Origin of the sequence: Bacteroides sp. 3_1_23 (assembly GCF_000162555.1) — a bacterium.
Lineage (GTDB): Bacteria > Bacteroidota > Bacteroidia > Bacteroidales > Bacteroidaceae > Bacteroides > Bacteroides ovatus.
This window is the reverse complement of record NZ_GG774950.1, coordinates 236,712-258,816: the sequence shown is the minus strand read 5'-3', so window position 1 is coordinate 258,816 and position 22,105 is coordinate 236,712. Positions and strand designations below refer to the sequence as shown.

Sequence of the window (22,105 nt, the reverse complement as noted above, 5' to 3'; positions counted from 1 at the left end):
ATTATTTTTTTATTCTTGTTCCACCAGAGTTATTAATCGCTGATGCTAAGGTGATTACCACTTCAGATACTCCTGCATTTATTGCTTCAAAAGAATTCTCCAACTTGGGAATCATACCTCCCTGAATAACGCCATCAGCTACATATTGTTCAAATTCGGCACGGGTGATTTGGGGAATCACACTGTCGTCATCATTCTCGTCACGCAGCACGCCTTTCTTCTCAAAACAATATACCAATGTCACATCAAACAAGGCCGACAACGCTTTCGCTGTCTCCCCAGCAATGGTATCTGCATTCGTATTCAGCATATTGCCGTGGCCGTCGTGCGTCAATGGAGCCATCACAGGAACAACGCCTTTATGTATCAAATCCGACAATAAAGTAGCGTCCACCTGTTCCACATCTCCCACAAACCCGTAGTCTACTTCTTTCACCGGACGTTTCACCGAACGGATTACATTCATATCCGCACCGGTCAATCCGAGTGCATTGACTCCGCGTGCTTGCAGACCTGCCACAATATTTTTATTCACCAATCCGCCATACACCATCGTTACGACTTTCAATGTTTCGGCATCGGTAATCCGACGACCATTTACCATCTTGCTTTCAATACCCAGTTGTGCGGCAATCTTTGTTGCCGAACGACCGCCACCATGAACCAACACTTTATGTCCGTCGATAGCGGCAAAGTCATTTAACAACTGACGAAGGGTGGCTTCCTCTTCTACGATTTTGCCACCCACCTTAATAACTGTTAGTTTTTCTCTCATTTCTTGATTTCTAATAAGTTCACCGAATGGAGAATCCGGCTCCGGCCCCCTGCCGGTTATTCCAAATAAGTATATCCGTAAAGCCCCGAACGATAGTTGGAAAGGAATTCTTTTCCTTCTTCCAAAGAAATCTTTCCTTCTTTCACTGATTTCGTCACCCAAGTTTCGAGCGTACGTACCAGTTTCTTCGGATTGTACTGCACATAGTCCAACACCTCCGCTACCGTTTCTCCGTCGATAATCTGTTCGATATTATATCCTTTCTCGTTCACCGAAACATGCACGGCATTCGTATCACCAAACAAATTATGCATATCTCCCAAAATCTCCTGATAAGCTCCCACCAGGAACACAGCCACATAATAAGGTTCTGTTTTCTTCAGTGCATGTACAGGCAGATAATGAGCCACGTTACGGGTAGAGATAAAGTTGGCAATTTTGCCGTCCGAGTCGCAGGTTATATCTTGCAAGGTAGCCGAACGCTCCGGTTTTTCATCCAACCGCTGAATAGGCATGATCGGGAATATCTGGTCAATTGCCCAAGAGTCAGGAAGTGACTGAAACAACGAGAAGTTACAGAAATATTTATCGGCAAGCAGTTTGGACAATCCACGGAATTCATCGGGCGCATGCTTCAAACCGGCTGCAATCTGATTAATCTCACGTGTAATAGACCAATACAGACGCTCGATTTGTGCGCGGGTTTTCAGATCCACGATTCCATGACTGAACAAGTCCAGCGCTTCCTCCCTGATCTGCTGCGCATCGTGCCATGCTTCCAACATCTTGTTCTGGTTCAGCGAATCCCAGATTCCATATAACTCCTGCACCAATTCGTGTGCATCCGGAGCAATTTCCTCCTCGTCATCCCATTCGGGCAATGTAGCGGTTTCAAGTACCTCAAAGATAAGAACAGAATGATGTGCCGTCAATGCACGTCCACTCTCCGTTATGATATTCGGGTGTGGGATACCATTTTTATCGCTCACGTCCACCAAAGTAGAAATAGAGTCGTTTACATATTCCTGGATGGAATAATTCACGCTGCCTTCGCTATTGGACGAACGGGTTCCGTCATAATCCACTCCGAGTCCACCGCCAATATCTACAAATTCCACATTGAATCCCATCGAATGCAACTGCACGTAGAACTGTGAAGCCTCACGCAAAGCCGTTTTGATACGACGTATCTTTGTCACCTGACTGCCGATATGGAAATGAATCAATTTCAAACAATCCTTCATCCCTTTGCTCTCCAGGAAGTCGAGCGCTTCGAGAAGTTCACTGGAAGTCAAGCCGAATTTGCTGGCATCACCTCCAGACTCTTCCCACTTTCCGCTACCGGAAGAAGCGAGTTTGATACGTATACCGATGTTAGGCTGCACATTCAGCTGTTTTGCCATCTTTGCAATCAGCTTCAGTTCGTTCATCTTCTCTACAACGAGGAAGATACGTTTACCCATTTTCTGGGCAAGCAAAGCCAGTTCGATGTAACTTTCGTCTTTATATCCGTTACAGACAATCAATGAGTCAGAATCCGTATTGACCGCAATCACTGCATGGAGTTCCGGTTTGGAACCGGCTTCCAGTCCGAGATTGAACTTCTTTCCGTGGCTGATAATCTCTTCCACCACCGGGCGCATTTGGTTGACCTTAATCGGATAAATTATAAAGTTCTCGGCTTTATAACCATACTCTTCGGCCGCTTGTTTAAAGCAGGAAGACATCTTTTCAATACGGTTGTCCAAAATATCCGGAAAACGTATCAACATGGGAGAAGCCACATCACGCAATTGCAACTCATCGACCAGTTCTTTCAGATCGACAGTCACTCCGTCTCTACGAGGTGTAACAACTACATGACCTTTGTCATTAATACCAAAGTACGAGGTACCCCAACCTGTGATGTTGTAGAGTTCCTCAGAATCTTCAATACGCCACTTTCTCATTTTCTGTTATTCAGTGTTTTTAGTAAATAATTGGACGGCAAAAATACGGATTAATCTACATGTTGGCAATTAATTAGACATTAAATCTTTCAAACGGTCCATATAACCACTATTTCCGTTACGGGCGTCATAGCGACGTGCCAGCTCTTCTGCCTGTTGATAGAAATAATTGCGAAGTTCGTTTACCTGATAAATTCCATCCGGACGATAAAGCGGGAACTCTTCCGGCAAAGACAACGAGACTTCCGGACGGGTTTCATATTTCAGAGCCTCTACCATATCACAGGAGAAACGATAACTCTTCAGCGTATTAGTACGCAAACTCCAACCAATACAGCGTTCAGCATATTCCCAAGCTCTTTCCGGCTTCGTCATCATATTATAGGCAATAAACAATCCCAGATAGAGCAAAAGATATTCATCCTTCTCTCTTCCCACCAATGCTTCTTCGGCACGTGCACACATATCGGCGGCAATCTCCGGTTTACCTGCTTTCTGCGCATAATAAGCAAGCTTCAAATAGGCCCGCAAATTGGCTTCATAACAAGTGATCTGCTTATTAATCAACGGTTGCGCGCGGCTGTAAGCCTCATCAAACTGTCCCGTTTCCAGATAATAATCCAGCATAAAGTTCAATTCACAAGCCTCACACGACTGATCGTCTATCTTCTCATTCAACATTTTATCAATGTATTCTTTCGCCTTGTCATACTGCCGCATCCAGACACATTCCACAGACCAGCGGTGATAATAACTCCGCAAAGAATACCCGTTCCGGAGGATACGGGTTTTATAATCCTCCCCAATTGCCTGTACCTGCTCCATCGGGATCTCCGGAAGATCGAACGTACAAGCCCATATCCACTTATATTTCCACAACAAGTCATCTTCCTTAATCACATCCTTGTGGTTCTCGTAATCATCCAGAATTTTAGAGAACACGGTAATCTCTTCAGCATCCGCCGAAAGAAGATTCAGTTCATAAATAAGATCCAGTCTCAACTCCGTAGCCCATTCCACATCTTCGTTCTCATCGGCGATGCGGATAGCTTCTTTCAATAGATTGGCTTTTTCGCGGGGATGCAGGTTGTTATTCTGTGTCTGCAACAGCAATTTTTGTATTTCAAGTGTGTATCTCATACTCTTTTTTAATTCAGGAAATTTATAAAATCATTCATTTTCGAAGTCATCAGTTCACTTAGCGAATGGTTGAAAAGCTCCATTTCTTCGCTGTTTACCGGATATTTACCTTGCAGAAGCGATTGTACATACAATATATGCACCACATGCTGAAACAGTTTATTGTCTCCTTGTATTTGCAATAAGGTCTGCACCATTTCATTATCCGCATTGAAAGTGAGTGTCGGCGGAATCTGCTTTGTAGTATTCACAGCTCCCAGTACAGCCGCCAACGGATTATTAGCACTTTTAGCGGCATTCTCCTTTTCCTCCGCCACAAAAATAACCGGAATATCCACCGGAGTAAAATGCTTCAGACGACAGATACAGCCAAACCGCTTCAACAACTCGTTCGCTTTCACCTCAAAAGCCTGAAACTCCTGGTTCGCCTCCACTTCACCAAACTGCTCCAGCAACCGTGAAGGAGATATTTCATCCAAAGTAAGTTCCGGATTCAGGCGGACATACTTTTTCAATAACGTTTCATCAAACGTATAAGCAGCATTCACGACCAGCCAACCCTGTGCTCCGGCTATACGCCGCACTTGCCGGAAATCCTCCAGATTCTTGGTATAACATATCACATTGCTTGTCGAACGAATACTTCCAAAGCTACGCAAACCCTTATTGGTTTCAAAAGGAAGATAATCCATAAACAAACGAAGCAATTCATTATCCTCCGAAGCAATCGCCTTGATATGAAAGTGATGAACATCCAGAATCCGATTGAACATGGCACGGTCATTCTGCACCAATCCCCGCAGATAATCCTTGATAGCCACCCCGATCTCTTTCCGGGCATCTTTCAGTTGGTCATTACTCACCAAAGACTCCCGGGAAGCGGTAGACAGCAACCCGTCCGCATTCACCAGACAACGGATAAAGAAAGCCCACGACGGCAACAGATTGCAATCATCCTCACTCAACAGCATACGTTTGAGATAGACCTTATGAGAGTTGCGCACTGAAAATTGTGTACGGAAAGGCAGGACATAAAGCACCCCTTCCACCTTGCCGCTTTCAGTATAGATCCGGAAAGCATCGAGAGCAGACGACTGAAACACTTTCGCCCCATAATCCAGCAACTCCTTACGAGTCGCCTTCGGGTCAAGCCATACAGGCGAAGGCGTATTTACCAACTCCTCTTCCCCCTGATAATGCAGATAGATAGGATACGGCAGCACTTCTCCGTAACCGACCAGTATCTTCTTAAATGTTTCATATTCAAAAAGATGCATCCAATCTCCTTTCGGGTGCAATACTACCTGCGACCCGATGGGCCGTTCTTCGTCTGATAAAGTCAGCTGATACGTCCCATCCACTTTTCCACACCAGCAAACAGGCTGTCCGCCCATTGCAGAACGACTCTCTACGGTGATTTCATTGGTCACCACAAAACAAGATAACAATCCGATACCGAACCTTCCGATAAAATCGTCCGCATCGGGAGTATCCCGCTTTGAGCTCTCCCCGATAACAGTCAGAAAGCGATAAACTTCCTCCTCTTTCAGTCCGATACCATTATCCCGAAATACCACTGTCTTGTCCTCATTCAGAAAGACATCGATGCGACCTTTATAATTCTCGTCAATATTGCGTAGTGCCGTGATGGCATCTACGCAATTCTGCAACAGTTCGCGAACAAAAGTATTCGGGTTACTATAAATGTGCTCTGATAACAGGGCAATCATACCTTTAAGATTGACCTGAAACAGATTATTTCCTTCTTTTTCCATGTTCCTCTTTTACTTCCTCCTCCTTCCGGTGATTTTAAGAGCTTTCTCATTGCCATGCTCTGCGGCCTTTTCGAACCACTCCATTGCAATTTCATCGTTTTCTTCCACGCCATTTCCTGTCAAATAGGCATTTCCAAGTTCAAATTGTGCTTTATCGTTATTTTTCTCGGCAGCTTTCAGCAACCATTGCACTGCAGCTTCCGGATCAGGGTTACAACCTTCGCCATACATCATCATCTTGCCCAGATAATAAATTGCAGCGACATTCTCATTCCCCGCCGCATCCGTGAACCAGCGATAGGCCTCGGCATAATTCTGTTTCACACCTACTCCGTTATAATAGCAAAGTCCGGTACGATACATACTTGTCGTATTTCCATTATCCGCAGCCAGTGTATAATATTTAAAGGCTTCCGTTTCATTCTCTTCCACTCCGATACCCATTTCATAACAGATACCCAGTCCTTCACTATACCATTCATATTCGGCAGCTTTCTTGAAATAAGCAAAAGCCTTTTCCGACTCATTCAGGCTATCATAGTCATACAGATAATATTCACCCACACGCAGCATAGCCATCGGAATCTCATTAGCCACTGCCTTTTCATACCATTCCACTGCCGTTTTATTATCTTCCAGACAGGGACCGCAACCGAAGAAATAATAATCTCCCATCTTAAACTGAGCATAGCCATAATCCTGTTCAGCAGCCTTCATCATATATTCCACTGCCTTCTGTGGATTCTCTTCCACGCCATTACCATTCTCATAAGCCATCCCCAGTTCCGTCAGACAACGGGCTTCATTCTTTTCCGCCCCTTTACTAAACCATTCGAGTGCCCTATCCCAGTTTTCTTCCGTTCCGATACCTTCTCTATAGCAACGTCCCAAAGCAAAGATCGCATCATTATCGTCCGCTTCAGCTGCCTTTGTATACCAGGCAAAGGCCTCTTCCGGTTTCACTTCACCAAGAACACCCTTTTCCATATAAAGACCTACACGGAACATTGCATAAGGATAACCCTGTTCGGCAGCCTTGCTAATCAGTTCAAATGACTTTTCATAATTCTTCTCCACTCCATCGCCATTCTCATATAAGAATGCCAGTTCCACAAGGGCAAAGCAAGCACCCAGTTCGGCCGCTTTTTCATAATATTCCCTTGATTTTACAGGGTCCTTCACACCGCTATATCCATTAGCCAGATAAAGAGCCACACGGCAATACCCATCGGCATTATTCAGTGAAGCCGCTTTTTCATAAAACTCTAAAGCCTTCACATAATCCGGTTCTTCAGACAAGAAGCCACGTTCATACATCCAGCCCAAACGATAAGCTGCACTTCCCGAACCCAATTCAATGGCTTTCTCCAACAACTCTTTCGCGCGATTCATGTCTTCCGGCACCAAATCACCGTTGAAATAGATATTGGCCAGTCCTTCGATACCTTGTATGTAATCATCCTCCACGCAGCGGTTCAGACACATCAGTCCACGTTCCACGTCCTTATATTCATCATTATACAGGTAGATCAATGACAGTTCATACGCACTGTATGGTTCACAATAAAGCATGCCCTTTTCCAGCCACTCAATCGCCTTAGGCATATCCAGCCATTCCTCTTCCTGATAGTTATATCCCAGGAAATTGGCGGCAGACCACACACCGGCATGCCAGGCCTTTTCCCAAAGTTCGAAGCTCAGTTCTTTCGGTTTATTCAGTTCCGGATAACGAAAATAAAGCGTAGCCATATTTTTAAGACTATAAAGATTGGGAACAATTTCCAGAGCTTTTTCGTAGTAAGCAGCTTCCTCTGCCACGTTACCTTCCGCCCTGTCGAGCGCATCTCCCAACGACGCATATACATGAGCACGCAAACGTTCACCTTCAGGCAGTTCGGCAAGCAGGTCATTCCGTATCTGTAATGCCTTTGCTTTATCTCCTGTAAATTCTTCGACAAAAGCACGATAATGCTTTCCCCACCAAATAGCTTCGGGAGAAGTGAGAGCGGCAAAACGCCGTTCCCCCTCTTCTTTATCTTGTTCACAATAAAATCCCATGTATCGCCAATAGGCAACAGTTGCTTCCGCTTCAGCCCACCCCATATCGGCAGCTTTCTCGTAGTATGGAAACAAATAACTCATATCCCGCTTTCCATAACGGGCTTCAGAATATTGTGCACCTTTCTGCGCCCATCCCGCACCGCTAAACTCTGCTACACGGTCGCATACCTGCATCACCTTTTCCCACCAGAATTCATATTCTTCCGCGTTGAGTTCCACCTCTACGTTACAGTCAAAAGCACTGAATATCAGTTCAAAAAAATCTTCTGTTAATTTTTCGTCTTCTTTTGTGTCCAAAGCATATTCACATACAGCCAATGCCTCCCACCAGTTTTCCGCACTTAATAATGAAGCCGGTGTATACTGCGGAAACCATACCCTTGCAGGTTGTCCGGATGCTTTAATTTTAGCGGATAACTCCTCAAATTTCTCTTTTAAAGTTTTCATGATATAGACTTTACCTTAATTTTGTGTCACTAGTCAATAAAAATCTCATAACGAGTGCAAGGTACAAATATTGACCGAATGCACAAACAAGAGTCTCAAAAAAAACGAAGTTCCAACAAAAAGAGAACATTACAACTACCTGATTTCTGAATACAGTAAAATTCCTCCCAATAATCATTCATTATCAGGCACAAATTACACACATTCCACAGCTTTCCAAATGACGATTACACAAAATATAACGACTGTTACTTCTACAACCCCAAAAGTTGTCGCAAACATTGCACCGATGTTTCAATCTGCCAACGATCTTCCAATTCGTCTGCATTAAAGATATATTGTGCCTGATGATAAAAAGGAGCACGCTTCTCGAGTGCCTGAATAATGAACGCTTTCAGTTCTTCATCCTCTTTACCCTGAAGAATAGGACGTTGTTGTTTAGCCACACGCAAGCGCCTGAACAACACATCCGGATGCACCTCCAGAAAAACAGTCTTTCCGGTCCGGTTCATAAAATCCATATTATCATAAAAACAAGGCGCTCCACCCCCCGTCGAAATTACCACATTCTCAAACTCGGCTACTTCATGGAGCATATTTCTCTCCAGCTCCCTGAATCCTGTTTCGCCTCGTTCAATGAATAATTCTCCAACGGTTTTGTGAAAACGCTCTTCAATATACCAGTCCAGATCGATGAACGGTATATTCATATATCGGGCAAAAGCCTTACCCAACGTCGTTTTTCCGGCACCCATATAGCCGGTAAGGAAGATACGAACCATAAATGATTAATTTTGCTCACAAAATTAATCATTTAATGAAGAATGAAGAATGAAGAATAAAGAATTTTAGCCATTATGCCATCCAATTCTTCATTATTCATTCTTCATTCCCGATTTATTTAAAGATTCTCACCCGTTCTTCAAGCGGCTGGAATTCTTTTTCACCCGGTTTGCCGACAGGAAGTCCGAACGGCATTTCCGCAATCAAATGCCAATGTTCCGGCAAATCCCATGCACGGCGCACTTCTTCATCAATCAACGGGTTATAGTGTTGCAGCGACGCTCCGAAACCTACATCTTCGAGCATTACCCAGATAGCTAACTGATGCATGGCAGAAGTCTGCAATGACCATCCCGGGAAATTCTCCTGATAAGCCGGGAAAGCCTCCTGAAGCCCTTTCACCACTTTTTGATCCTCAAAGAACAGTACAGTTCCATAACCACAGGCAAAGGAATGATCTATCTTCTCTTCTGTCTTGACAAACGCTTCAACCGGTACAATCTTCTTTAATGCGTCCTTCACAATCTGCCACAATTTCTTATGCGATTCTCCCAATAGAAGTACCACACGGGTAGATTGCGAATTGAATGCCGACGGTACGTGGCGCACGGTCATATTAACGATACATTCGATCTCCTGATCGGATATAGGTGACTGATTAGTAATTGAATAGTAAGTTCGACGTTGTTTCAAAGCTTCACTAAAAGATCTTTCCATAATAGTTCCTTTCTTATTTTATATTCTTAAAACTCTCTTTTTTTTATAACAAGTAGCCCCCCTAACTTGTTCAGTTAGAGAATATATTTGTACCTTCGCAGCGTCAATTCATTGACTATCTAAAATTATCGTCAGAAAAAATGGCTAAACAGAAATTTTATGTAGTATGGGAAGGTGTCACCCCCGGAGTTTATACTTCCTGGACAGACTGCCAACTTCAAATCAAAGGATATGAAGCTGCCAAATACAAATCATTTGATACGCGCGAAGAAGCGGAACGCGCGTTGACAATGTCTCCCTATGCTTATATCGGCAAGAATGCAAAGGCTAAATCAGGAGGTCCTAAACCTTCTTCGGATACTTTACCTTCTTGTGTGATCGACAATAGCCTGGCTGTCGATGCAGCCTGTAGCGGTAATCCGGGACCGATGGAATATCGCGGCGTACACATTGCCAGCCGTCAGGAGATTTTTCATTTCGGCCCGATGAAAGGCACGAATAATATCGGTGAGTTTCTAGCCATCGTACACGGTTTGGCGTTGCTGAAAAAGAAAGGTTTCGATATGCCCATTTACAGTGACAGCGCGAATGCCATCAGCTGGGTGCGACAGAAGAAGTGCAAGACCAAACTCCCCCGAACCCCGGAAACAGAAGAACTCTTTCTGTTGATTGAACGGGCAGAAAAATGGTTGCAGGGAAACACCTATACCACCCGTATTCTGAAATGGGAAACGAAAGAATGGGGAGAAATTCCGGCCGACTTCGGCAGAAAATAAAAGAACATAAATTTCAATATAAGATAAAGATGAAAACATTGACTTCAAACAAAGCTTTCTGGCTGTTACTAGTCATTTGCGTAGTTACTATCCTGCCTTTCCTCGGTTTATCGGAGTACCACACCAAAGGGGAGCCTCGCGAATCTATTGTCTCCTACTCCATGCTGGATAGCGGAAACTGGATTTTACCCAGAAACAACGGAGGAGAAATGGCTTACAAACCGCCTTTCTTCCACTGGAGCATAGCCGCTGTTTCGGCAGCAGTAAACGGAGGGCAAGTCACAGAAATGACCTCCCGCTTGCCGTCTGCCATCGCCCTGATCGCCATGACCCTCTGCGGCTTTCTGTTCTTTGCCAAAAGAAAAGGAGTGGAACTGGCGTTGTTGGCCGCCTTTATTACCCTGACTAATTTTGAGCTGCACCGGGCCGGAGCAAACTGCCGGGTGGATATGGTATTGACAGCGCTCACCGTTGGCGCTCTATATTGTCTCTACAAATGGTATGAGAAGGGACTCAAAGGTATTCCCTGGCTGGCCATTCTCCTGATGAGCTGCGGCACACTGACTAAAGGACCGGTAGGTACTATCATTCCATGTTTAGTGGTAGGCATCTTCTTGTTACTCCGGGGTGTCAACTTCTTCAAAGCATTCTTGTTACTTTCCGCCTGGGCCATTCTTTCACTCATCCTGCCTTTCTGCTGGTATGTCGCTGCTTACCAACAAGGTGGAGAAGAGTTCCTGGCATTAGTTATGGAAGAAAACTTCGGTCGTATGACTAATACCATGAGTTACAATTCATGCGTGAACCCCTGGCATTATAATTTTGTGACCCTATTTGCCGGATACGTTCCCTGGACACTGTTAGTCGTGCTCTCCCTGTTCAGCCTGACTTACCATAAATTCAGCATCCAACCGGCAGCCTGGTGGAAACGCTTCACCACATGGATAAAGAATATGGACCCGGTGGATTTATTCTCTTTCACCAGTATCGTTGTAATCTTCGTCTTCTACTGTATTCCGCAGAGCAAACGTAGTGTATATCTGATGCCGATCTATCCTTTCATTGCTTATTTCCTTGCCAAATATCTATTCTATCTGGTCAAGAAGCAATCTAAAGTCATCAAGGTATACGGAAGTATTCTTGCAGTAATCAGCCTGCTACTGTTCACCTGCTTCATCGTATTAAAATGCGGACTCATCCCTGAAACTATTTTCCAGGGTCGTCACGCGCAGGACAATATTAATTTCATGCGTGCAATACAGAATATCAGCGGAGCAGGGGCCTTATTCCTGATTGCCATTCCTACCATTCTCGGTATCTACTGGTGGTTCTATCAACGGAAAAATGCATTGAACAACCGTTTCCTATACGCTCTCGTTGTGCTTACAATGGGATTATACCTTGCATTGGACGGTGCTTATCAGCCGGCAGCATTAAATTCGAAGTCGGTCAAATTCATCGCTACAGAAATAGAAAAGGTTGCGCCGGAAAGCGAAGGAACGATGTACGAATTCATTGAAGAAAGTCTGCATGCAGCAGGTGACCCCGTACATTATTTCGAACTCAATTTCTATCTGCACAATCGTCTCGACAACTTCTATGAGAAACGTCCTTCGGAAGGTTTCTTGTTAATCGGCACGAATGATGCAGAGAAATATCTTCCCGAATTCGAGAAAGAAGGGTATCAGTTTGAGGAGGTATATGAATCCCCTAAACGAGTACTCCGGCAAATAGCCAAGATATACAAGTTCGTTAAAAACCAACAGCCTGAAAATACCGAAACGACTCCTATTGTTGAGTAAAAGGTATAGAATTAAGCGTTTTTCCATGCTTCACAAGGAACTCCGCCGATTGGAGCATGGAAAAACTATATTCTTTTAAAGGCAAAAAGCTATCATCCATCGGAACAGCATTCAATTTGCCGTTACCGATATCATAAGTAAGCTCCTGCTGAGTCTCGTAATTATAAAGGTAGAGTAACGTGTCATTGCGTCCCACCACCATATTGTCAGCAGTATAGAACATACAGGGACGTTCTTCCTTCAGCAAGTCCACTCCAAAATTATTCTGTAGATAATCAATATTCAACAGCCCTAATATTGTTGGCTGTATATCTACCTGACCGCCAAATGTAGTTTTCTCTTCCGGCTGAATACGGCTGGAGTAAATCATCAGTGGAATATGATTATAAGATTCCGGTAGTTCACATTCGGCGTCTCCCACCAGTTTGCCATGATCTCCTTCCAATACGAATATCGTATTATCAAACCAGGGTTGTTTACGCGCCTCTTCAAAGAACTGACGCAAAGCCCAATCCGCATACTCAACGATCTGCGTCTCCGGTTCACTTGTTTTCGGATGGAAGAAAGGAGGTATCACATACGGCGGATGATTACTGATGGACAGTAAAGTAGCAAAAAACGGTTGTCCGGTGGCAGCCCGCTGATTCAATACCGGAATTGCGTAGTCATACAAGAAATCATCCTGCACTCCAAAGCTATTCACAACCTTATCAGCCGGATAGTCTTCTTGTGAAAACACTTCATCATAGCCGTTCGTCCGGAAGAAAGCGTTCATATTATCATACTGCCCTTCATGCGTCATAAAGAAAAGGTTGTAATAGCCGTTTTCTTTCAGTACGGTAGGCAGTCCCGAATAGCGGGGAATGACAGAGCCTTTCATCAGGTTCCGTTTCATCATAGCCGGAAAAGAATACAAGGTGGCATACAAACCATGGTTCGTATGGATTCCTGCCGAATAGAAATTGCGGAAACTGATAGAACGGGTATACAGGCTATCCAGGAAAGGAGTCAAAGTCTCCGATTGCCCGAAATGCTTCATAAACTTGGCGGACATAGACTCCATCATAATCAAGACGACATTAGGACGGCGTTGTTGCACGCTATCCGCTTTTGCAGCATGCCTGTAAACAGCCAACGGGGAAACATTCGCATCTCCCGGACGGTTGAGCAGAGCTTGCGCCTTGGTGATGGCTTCCTGTTCATCCATCAGATGCAAATATTTATTTTCAGGCCTCATATCATCCATCACACTCGTCAGCAGGTTAAAAGTAGGACTTACTCCCAGTTGATTGAGAAAAGCATCCTGACAGAAATATGCCGCACTTACTTTGATCGGGTTATAGCCTGTACGCCCCCGGATTCCAAAGATGCAGAGTCCGATTAAGCAAGCACCGATCAGAACCGCCCCTCCTCGCTTCCAATAAGGAAACGGAGCGGAAATGGTAAGGCTACGATGATGGAAATAACGTGCCAGATAGATAAGCCAAACTACGAATCCGGCCAGAAAGAGAAGGAATAATCCGATGGACAGATAATAGGCACTTTCCCCCAATATCATTCCGGCGGTAGTTCCCGCATAACCGAACCATTCGAATATGGAAGAGTTGATATGTTTAAAGAAATAGGCAAAATAAGGAATGTCTGACGCACTGATTAAATAAACCAATCCATAAAAGACACTGAAAAAGATCGTAAAGAAACGGAACAACGCTTTCCCATAATAGTTGCAAACTCCACATACCACCGCAACTACCAGAGGCAACAGAAGTATGTAACAGCCTATCACATTGTCAAACCAGACACCATGCACAAAAGCAAGCATCGGAAGTGTCTTATCCGACAAGGCTTCAGAGGTCAACTGATGATAAGATGAGATAAAAAGTACCAGGCGAAACAGTCCTGCGATCAGTAAAGCCGAAACATGTATGGTAAGAATATATACAACGAGATTTAGAAAACGTTTCATAATAGCCTTTTCTTTTTATGAATTAAATGAAAGGGATTGAATAGTGTTATTTCCTCCCTTTATAGATATAAACGAAATGAAGAATCAGGAAATTGATAGGCACCACGATAATCATTACCAGTATCGGTGCAAGCAGTTCACCCGCCCCTACCCAGAGGAAGAGATTCAGTAAGCCGATCTCAAGCAGGTAATTAATCAGATGACTAAAACCAAAGCCGATCGCATTATGCGAGGATGGTTTGGAACGAAAGGTGAAGAAAGTAGTCAGGAAGTAGTTGCAGACAAATCCTACAGCATAACCAGCCGTAAAGGAGATATTGGCATTCGCAACCAACAAGACCAGGCAATATACGCCGTAATGAATGGCTGAAGATATAGTGCCGACAACTCCAAAACGAACAAACTGCCAGAACTTATCCCGCCAATCCGGGTGCTTCTCAAGTATAGCCTTACTTATTCTGATCATCGTACAACACTTCTTCCACATTATAGAGCGGACGACGTTTTACCTCTTTATAAATCTTGCCAATATACAGTCCGACAGCTCCTATGGATAATAAAACAACCCCGCCAACAAACCAGATAGACAACATCAAAGAGGCCCAGCCATGTTCCGCAGTACCCGAAATCAATGCGTAAAGAACATAGATTCCAATCAAAATACTGATAAAAACAAAGATACCTCCCAGATAAACGATTCCGTAAATGGGCTTTACCGAGAAAGAGGTTATTCCGTCCAAAGCCAGACTGAACATCTTTCTCACTGTATATTTGGAAGTTCCGGCTGTCCGTTCCCGGATCACATCATCTACCGTAGTAGAAGGGAAACCTAGCAACGGGATAATACCACGCAGATAGACATTGCGTTCCTGATAATGAGACAACTGTTCCAGCACTCTCCGGCTTAGAAAACGAAAATCCGCATGATTGTAGATAGTCTCCACTCCCATCCGGTGCTGTAATTTATAAAAGGCTGTTGCAGAAAGACGTTTCAACACGGGGTCTGCCTGACGAGATACTTTCACTCCATATACAACATCATATCCTTGCGTATAAGCATCGATCATCTCCTCAATCGCATTCAGATCATCCTGCAAATCGGCATCAATGGTAATAACGGCATCACTCCAGTCTTTAGCGGTCATCATACCGGCCATGATCGCATACTGATGTCCCACGTTCCGTGCCAGATTCATTCCTTTTATATAAGGATTCGTCCCGTGCAGTTTCTTAATGATGCTCCATGTACGATCTTTGCTGCCATCATTCACAAAGAGCACAAAGCTGTCGGCACTGATCTTTTCTTTCGCCACCAACTCATCAAACAAGGCTGTCAAACGGGCGGCCGAATCTTCCAACACTTCCTCCTCATTATAGCAGGGGGATACAATAGCCAATTTTATCATTTTTCGTCCGGTTTATTTAGTTCAGCCAGTTTTATCTGTGCAAATTCCGAGTAAGTCATAAAAGCATATCCTTTTTCTTTCAGTTTGCGGATAAGCATATCCAAACGTTCTTCCATTCCTTTACCGGAATGATTGCGGATAATAAAAGGCATCTTAAATTCAGGATGTTCACCCAACGGGTAGAATTCCCACGGGTGGAAATAAGTCACAAAATATCCGTCATGCTTCAATACCCGGTTTACCAGGAGTTGATACAGCCACATCGGCAGATTATGACAAGACAACCAGAATAGCGGGAAGCGAATCCACGGAGTTACAGAAGCCGGGATTTGAAGTAACTTACCCGTCATAAAGCAGGTACGGGGCTCCGACAAATGCATATATCTTCCGGGGATAAATGCGGGATTCAATGAGGAGTTATATACATACCCCATCCGTTCAAGTTCCGTATCTGATACGGGGAACATACGCGGCTGGCGATAACCTTGTATCGTCCTGCCGGTAAGGCGTTCCAGAATTTCTTTTGAACGACTGACATCCGAAGCCTGTGGCTGCCAATGGTCACATCCATGCGCAGCAACTTCATGCCCTTCGTCCATAATGCGCCGCATCACTTCCGGCGCATTTTCTGCAAAATTGCTTGTACAAAAGAAAGTAGCTTTCACCCCGTTTTTTTTCAGGCAGTCCAGTATCTTGTTCGTACCATAGACTGACACTTTCATTGCTTCATCCAGCGGAAAGTCTACACCATGCTCACGAGGTACATCAAATTCTTCTGTATCAAAACTTAATAATATCATTACAATATCAAGAATTACAACTGCTGCATATCATGCAGACGTTTATAGTAACCGTTTAACTCTATGAGTTCTTCATGCTTACCACGTTCCACAATCTCACCCTCATACAGTACACAGATTTCATCTGCATTCTTAATCGTAGAAAGACGGTGGGCAATAGCAATCGTCGTACGTGTTTTCATCAAACGTTCCAACGCTTCCTGTACAAGACGTTCTGATTCGGTATCCAAAGCAGAAGTAGCCTCATCAAGAATCAGAATCGGAGGATTCTTCAAAATAGCACGCGCAATACTGATACGCTGACGCTGACCACCGGACAATTTTCCGCCACGGTCACCGATATTCATATTATATCCTTCCGGTTTCTCTATAATGAAATCATGCGCATTGGCAATCTTCGCCGCCTCTATAACTTGTTCCATTGTCGCATTCTCCACGCCAAAAGCAATGTTATTGAAGAATGTATCATTAAACAGAATAGCCTCCTGGTTTACATTACCAATCAAACTGCGCAAATCCGCAATACGTACATCACGAATACTTGTTCCGTCAATGGTAATATCACCTTCCTGCACATCGTGGTAACGCGGCAACAAATCGACTAATGTAGATTTACCGGATCCCGATTGGCCAACCAGTGCGATTGTTTTTCCTTTGGGAACTGTCAGGTTTACATGCTTCAACACCTCTCTCTTACCATCATAGCTGAAAGAGATATCTTTAAATTCGATTCTATCATTCAAACCTTTCAACGGTTTCGGATTCGGAATCTCCTTAATCTTATTCTCTGCTTTCAGGATTTTATCCACACGTTCCATAGAAGCCAAACCTTTCGGAATGTTGTATCCCGCTTTAGCAAAGTCTTTCAACGGATTGATTACACTATACAGGATAACCATATAGAAGATAAATGTCGGAGCATCGATGGTTGCATTCTGTCCCAAAATCAATGTACCACCAAACCACAGTACGGCTACAATCAGAATAGTTCCCAAAAACTCACTCATCGGATGTGCTAATGCCTGACGTATAGCAACTTTATTCGAAGCATCACGCAATTCATTACTACATTTGGTAAAACGATTAATCATCTTATCTTCTGCAATAAAAGCTTTGATAATACGCAATCCACCCAATGTTTCTTCCAATTGCGACATCGTATCACTCCATTTGCTCTGTGCCTCCAATGACTGGCGTTTCAGTTTTCTTCCGACCGCTCCCATCAGCCAGCCCATTCCCGGCAATACGACGATGGTAAAAAGCGTCAACTGCCAACTAGTTATAACCAAAGTGATAAAATAAAGAAGAATCAGAATCGGACTCTTCATCAACATATCCAACGAGCTAGTAATGGAGTTTTCCACCTCTCCCACGTCACCACTCATACGAGCTATGATATCTCCTTTTCTTTCTTCAGAGAAAAAAGACATTGGCAAGCGCATTACTTTTGCATATACCATAATACGAATATCACGTACCACTCCTGTACGCAACGGGATCATGACAGCTGAAGAAGCAAAGTAACAACCCGTTTTAAACAATGTCATTATCATCAGGAACAACCCCAAAAATATAAGGGCTATAGTAGGACCATTATCCATTATCATTTGAGATATGTAATAATAGAAGTTATTCTTGGCAACATCCGCTAAATCACCACTCCCCCATTCCATAAAATGGTATACTTTATCCGCTCCTTCTGTTTTAAACAAAATACTCAGAATAGGAATCAAGAAAGTGAACGAAAATACATTGAATACAGCAGACAAAATATTCAGCAAAATAGCCCAGCCGATATACTTCTTATAAGGCGACACGAAACGTCGCATTAGTTGTAGAAATTCCTTCATTATTTACCATTAAAAAAGTTAAGACCGCAAAGATACAATAAAACTGATTAACAGACAGTAGTTTCAGCTAATTATTAACGCGATTTATCGAAAAGCGTTCTTCAATAAATGAAAAATGACTTAATAATTCTCTTTCAGCCAAATCCCCAAAAAACGATCATATATCTGACAGATTCCCATTTCCTGAGTCACGAAATCCTTTTCCAGTAACCCTTTTAGTGCTGCCTGGACTGAACTAGCAGAAGCCAGTCTGTATTTTCTAATGAAAGCACCGGAAGTAACAGCTTTAGCCTTTCCCTCTTTAGTGATAGCAATCAGTAACTCCTTTTGCTTTTCCGGCAAACGAAAAAGGATTTCCGAATAAGTATATCTGAATGAATCAATAATCTGCCGAATAGCCTCTGACACCATTTCCACTTTACAGACTCCGTACTCCGGGGTCATATCATAAAGTGTATTCAACACTTTTTGTATATACCATGTGATTCCTTCAAACTGTTGATAAACTGTGATAACAGCACTTTCCTCTATTTCTTTGCCTGCACGTTTGAAATGCATACCTGCAAAACGAATGTATTCTTCTAAAGGAATACTTTCCAAATGCATCATTGACACACTTTGATAAAAAGGTCTGGAAGGCGTCAAAAACATATTCCCCATCACATGCCGCTGGCTCCCGGCAAAAATGAAATGCGCATTATTACAATGCTGCACATAAGTCCGGAGAGTAGCCTCTACATTTTTCTCTGCATACCCGGTAATCTGCTGAAATTCATCAATGGCAATCAAACAAGGCTTATCCGCTTGCTCTAAATACCGGAAGATTTCATCGAGCGTAGTAGCCGGAGCTTGTATATCTCCTAATCCCAAATTCAAAGAAGGCATACCATTCACATCAAAAGAGATACTGGCTTGCAAAGATTTCACACATTCCCAAAAGCTCTGCAAAGCTTTCTTCCCCACAGGTTTCAGTACTTCCAGAATCTCTTTACTAAGTGCAAATACCAAGTCGCGCAATGACCGACTGTCATATATATCAATAAAGAAGGTGTAATAGCCCTGCTTAATTTCAGGAAACTGAAAACAATGACGGATCAGCCCCGTCTTTCCCATTCGTCGGGTAGAGACAAGAGCCAGGTTATTCCCATTCATCACTTCGCGTACCAACTGTTCGCTCTCAAAACGGCGATCGCAAAAATAATCAGCAGACACATATCCACTTGTTATAAAAGGATTTCTTATCATAGCCTTCATATATCTCACGTTATTACGCAAAGATAATTATTATAAAATAATAAAATGCACATCTCATGCATTATTTCATCATCACCCTTGCCCAACAGCCACCACATGATAATAAACTCCACGTGTTTTCCTGAATGACTTTACTCCCAGCTTCTGCAAAATACGCCCGAAATAATTAACCTGTCCGGAAGAAATCTTCATTTTACTTGCCTTTTGTATCCGCTGAAGTATATCTGCAGCAAGTAACCATTCTCCCTCTTCTTCCTCTTCCGCTACCCGGTAATACACCTGGAACAACTGCTCGATTGCCGGCGACTGCTCAAACTCCCGGTTCGCCTCCGTCATAATAGCCTCTTCCTTCTCATCAAACCAGTAACGTTCATTACTACGCAGCAGTGCCATTGCCTGCGCATACAATTGCTCATAGTCAATAGGGCAGACCACATCAATCACTCCAGTCACCTCAACACCGATAAAACGGCGACTGCCGGAAGTATCCGTCAACAGATCCTTATGATTACTCGTTCCTATAAAAGAGGCATACCGACGAAGTTCCTCCACAGCCGAAGCATTCGGACGTCGTGTGTTGACAACGGGCTTTTGCAGAATATGCTTGAGGAAAGACTGCTGATTGATGCCAATCTGATCGAACTCATCCATATTAATCAATAAAAAACGATTCAAGTATAGCTCGGCATCCCGCTTCCGGCTGAAATCAATACTATCCGTATAATAAGCCTGCAAGCATGGAGGCAAAATCAACCGGCAAAATGTAGACTTACGATAAGCCTGTGGACCTATCAATATAGGAGAAGTGCTATTTGCATGATTCTTTCCCATTCCACGCCAATGCGCTATCATACTAAGAAACCAACGACGAAACAATTGCGCCCAATGAGGATGATCACAAGGAACTCGTTTGGCAAGATCGCCAATATGATCCTTACCATCCCAATGAGGAAGGTCATAAAGGAATTCCTCGATAGGCTGATAAACCGGCACATGATCCGAATTCAGGTAACGTACCACGTCTTTATCCCACAGCTTAAGCCCTTCATAATGTGCATTCATTGCAATACTTGCCATCAACCGTTTATCCACCGGATGAAAATAAAAATTAAAGCTGTTCCGTTCGCGACATTCCACTTGTGATGTCAACTGGTTGAAACGAAAATCATAACGCCGTTTCATAAACTCATCCATCTGCATGACAAATAATTGTTCCGGCAACAGACTACTTTTACTCGCAAATCCCTCACAAGTGCGGTATACATTCCGCACGGTTCCCCGAACCAATGTATCGTCCTTCGGCAAGCGATAATGAGCACGAGACCATCGCACTGTATCTTCCTCCGGAATACCGGCACGGAAACAATGTCCTGCTAGGTTAATCAACAGCGATTGTTTGTCTCCTTCCGGTTGATAATCAGTCTCTTCATCCAACGCACGTGCAAAAGCAGCTTCGAAAAGAACAGAAAGTGCATTACACTTTTCATATCCCGGCGCAAGCCGTTGCAACGGCGAAGTTTCCGTTTGTACCCGTTCGCGATAAGTCACCTCACCCGGCATAGCGGCAGGCTGCTTCATATAAATAGGCATTGCTTCGGGATTAAAATACAAGTGCGGGTCAAAAGTTAAACGACAATATTGCTCCAACGAAGGTACTTTCAGCTCGATATCATAAGGAAGTTGTGGCTGATAAAATTTCACCGCCAACCGATAGGCATGCGCATGAAAAAGCTCCGCTTCTTCAGTAGTTGTCGGCAAACGATCATTGGGATAAGTAAAGCGTACCCATACTTTCACAGACTTTCCGGAAGAACCGGTGAAAGCTAAGTAAGTCTGCGGAAGCTCCTTTACCCGTTCTTTCACCTCATCCGCTTCCATGTGTCCGGACAAGTTGTTGACCTGAATCATCACAATTCCGTTGTATTCACTCATCGTCGTTATGCCGCCTTTGCGAAAAAAAGCAGCTGCAGGTATCAGCTTCGGCACTTTCTGTACATAGTCATTTTTATCACCCGGAAGCATAAAAGGCAGGACTTCTCTCATTTTTGAGACAGGCTGTGTTTTGGTTTCCACTTTCATTTGCTCCACGAGCTGTTCAATTCTTAACGTACGCATAGTGTTCACCTTGCCATCGTCTCTTACCAGTGTTATTCTCATTACTTTATTTATTTGTCCTGCATGTGTTTTGTAGGGCGATTATTACGATACAAATATACTGTAAATATTCCACACAAACAACTTTTCAGAGAATACTTATTTTATCTTTCTACTAGAAAAGATTTTTGGTTCTTCGTCAAATTTGGTGGTACTTCTTCTATTGTGAATAAATAATCTTCGCTCTCAGTAGTTTAATTCCTGCCCTATTGTACATCTGTCTTTTTACCGCTTTAATTTTATTCACTGTCCCCTCCAGTAATCCGTTACTGAAGGGGATATCAATAGCTGCCTGTACTGCCTCCCAGTCTTTTTTCAATACCATATGCAAAGTTCGTCAGTGCCATATTCCGTGTTGCCTTCGCTTTTTCTAATCCACTTTCTAATATCCTTATCATAAGTGTTCCCACTTAATTCATATCTCTGAAATTACTGACACACGCTTAAAAG

General features: G+C 43.5%; 16 protein-coding genes. 2 read left to right on the top strand and 14 right to left on the bottom strand.

Going from position 1 to position 22,105, the window contains the following annotated elements:
• Window position 1: 1 nt before the first annotated feature.
• From argB to HMPREF9010_RS11665, 7 genes are all read right to left on the bottom strand, one after another.
• Window positions 2–775: an acetylglutamate kinase gene (gene argB / locus HMPREF9010_RS11635; RefSeq protein WP_004322481.1), complete on the bottom strand. Its 774-nt coding sequence runs from the start codon at window positions 773–775 to the stop codon at window positions 2–4.
• Between the two features lie 56 nt (window positions 776–831).
• A complete protein-coding gene (gene speA / locus HMPREF9010_RS11640; protein WP_004309449.1) occupies window positions 832–2,724 on the bottom strand; it encodes a biosynthetic arginine decarboxylase in 1,893 nt (630 codons plus the stop codon).
• 69 nt (window positions 2,725–2,793) lie between these two features.
• Window positions 2,794–3,864 carry a hypothetical protein gene (locus HMPREF9010_RS11645; protein ID WP_004307405.1) on the bottom strand — a complete coding sequence of 357 codons (1,071 nt, stop codon included), beginning with the start codon at window positions 3,862–3,864 and terminating at the stop codon, window positions 2,794–2,796.
• An 8-nt stretch (window positions 3,865–3,872) separates the two neighbouring features.
• Window positions 3,873–5,639 carry an HSP90 family protein gene (locus HMPREF9010_RS11650; RefSeq protein WP_008649170.1) on the bottom strand — a complete coding sequence of 589 codons (1,767 nt, stop codon included), beginning with the start codon at window positions 5,637–5,639 and terminating at the stop codon, window positions 3,873–3,875.
• 9 nt (window positions 5,640–5,648) lie between these two features.
• Complete coding sequence (locus tag HMPREF9010_RS11655; RefSeq protein ID WP_008649168.1) at window positions 5,649–8,147, bottom strand: tetratricopeptide repeat protein; 2,499 nt, start codon at window positions 8,145–8,147, stop codon at window positions 5,649–5,651.
• A gap of 254 nt (window positions 8,148–8,401) precedes the next feature.
• Window positions 8,402–8,929, bottom strand: a complete 528-nt coding sequence (locus HMPREF9010_RS11660) for a shikimate kinase (RefSeq protein WP_004307408.1) — start codon at window positions 8,927–8,929, stop codon at window positions 8,402–8,404.
• 115 nt (window positions 8,930–9,044) lie between these two features.
• Window positions 9,045–9,647, bottom strand: coding sequence for a nitroreductase family protein (locus HMPREF9010_RS11665; RefSeq protein ID WP_008649167.1), 603 nt, complete (start codon window positions 9,645–9,647; stop codon window positions 9,045–9,047).
• A 140-nt stretch (window positions 9,648–9,787) separates the two neighbouring features.
• On the opposite strand from HMPREF9010_RS11665, the gene HMPREF9010_RS11670 reads away from it, so the two are divergent.
• Together HMPREF9010_RS11670 and HMPREF9010_RS11675 are read left to right on the top strand one after the other, a co-directional pair.
• Window positions 9,788–10,423 (top strand): viroplasmin family protein, encoded by a 636-nt coding sequence (locus HMPREF9010_RS11670; protein WP_004298269.1) that lies wholly within the window; start codon window positions 9,788–9,790, stop codon window positions 10,421–10,423.
• A 29-nt stretch (window positions 10,424–10,452) separates the two neighbouring features.
• Window positions 10,453–12,225: an ArnT family glycosyltransferase gene (locus tag HMPREF9010_RS11675; protein WP_004307409.1), complete on the top strand. Its 1,773-nt coding sequence runs from the start codon at window positions 10,453–10,455 to the stop codon at window positions 12,223–12,225.
• Here HMPREF9010_RS11675 and HMPREF9010_RS11680 read toward each other — a convergent pair.
• The 7 genes from HMPREF9010_RS11680 to HMPREF9010_RS11710 form a co-directional block, all read right to left on the bottom strand.
• Window positions 12,212–14,191 carry an LTA synthase family protein gene (locus HMPREF9010_RS11680; RefSeq protein WP_008649161.1) on the bottom strand — a complete coding sequence of 660 codons (1,980 nt, stop codon included), beginning with the start codon at window positions 14,189–14,191 and terminating at the stop codon, window positions 12,212–12,214. The two genes, HMPREF9010_RS11675 and HMPREF9010_RS11680, sit on opposite strands and share 14 nt — an antisense overlap.
• A gap of 46 nt (window positions 14,192–14,237) precedes the next feature.
• Window positions 14,238–14,657 carry a GtrA family protein gene (locus HMPREF9010_RS11685; protein ID WP_008649160.1) on the bottom strand — a complete coding sequence of 140 codons (420 nt, stop codon included), beginning with the start codon at window positions 14,655–14,657 and terminating at the stop codon, window positions 14,238–14,240.
• Window positions 14,641–15,597, bottom strand: a complete 957-nt coding sequence (locus tag HMPREF9010_RS11690) for a glycosyltransferase family 2 protein (protein ID WP_004309442.1) — start codon at window positions 15,595–15,597, stop codon at window positions 14,641–14,643. Before HMPREF9010_RS11690 ends, HMPREF9010_RS11685 begins: the two co-directional genes overlap by 17 nt.
• The gene (locus HMPREF9010_RS11695) at window positions 15,594–16,397 is read right to left on the bottom strand and encodes a polysaccharide deacetylase family protein (RefSeq protein ID WP_004309441.1); all 804 of its coding nucleotides are present in this window, start codon (window positions 16,395–16,397) and stop codon (window positions 15,594–15,596) included. Before HMPREF9010_RS11695 ends, HMPREF9010_RS11690 begins: the two co-directional genes overlap by 4 nt.
• 14 nt (window positions 16,398–16,411) lie before the next feature.
• Window positions 16,412–18,247: an ABC transporter ATP-binding protein gene (locus HMPREF9010_RS11700; RefSeq protein ID WP_008649157.1), complete on the bottom strand. Its 1,836-nt coding sequence runs from the start codon at window positions 18,245–18,247 to the stop codon at window positions 16,412–16,414.
• Window positions 18,248–18,367: 120 nt separating this feature from the next.
• Window positions 18,368–19,501, bottom strand: a complete 1,134-nt coding sequence (locus tag HMPREF9010_RS11705; RefSeq protein ID WP_008649155.1) for an AAA family ATPase — start codon at window positions 19,499–19,501, stop codon at window positions 18,368–18,370.
• A 72-nt stretch (window positions 19,502–19,573) separates the two neighbouring features.
• Window positions 19,574–21,658: a BT4734/BF3469 family protein gene (locus HMPREF9010_RS11710; protein WP_008649153.1), complete on the bottom strand. Its 2,085-nt coding sequence runs from the start codon at window positions 21,656–21,658 to the stop codon at window positions 19,574–19,576.
• Window positions 21,659–22,105: the final 447 nt, after the last annotated feature.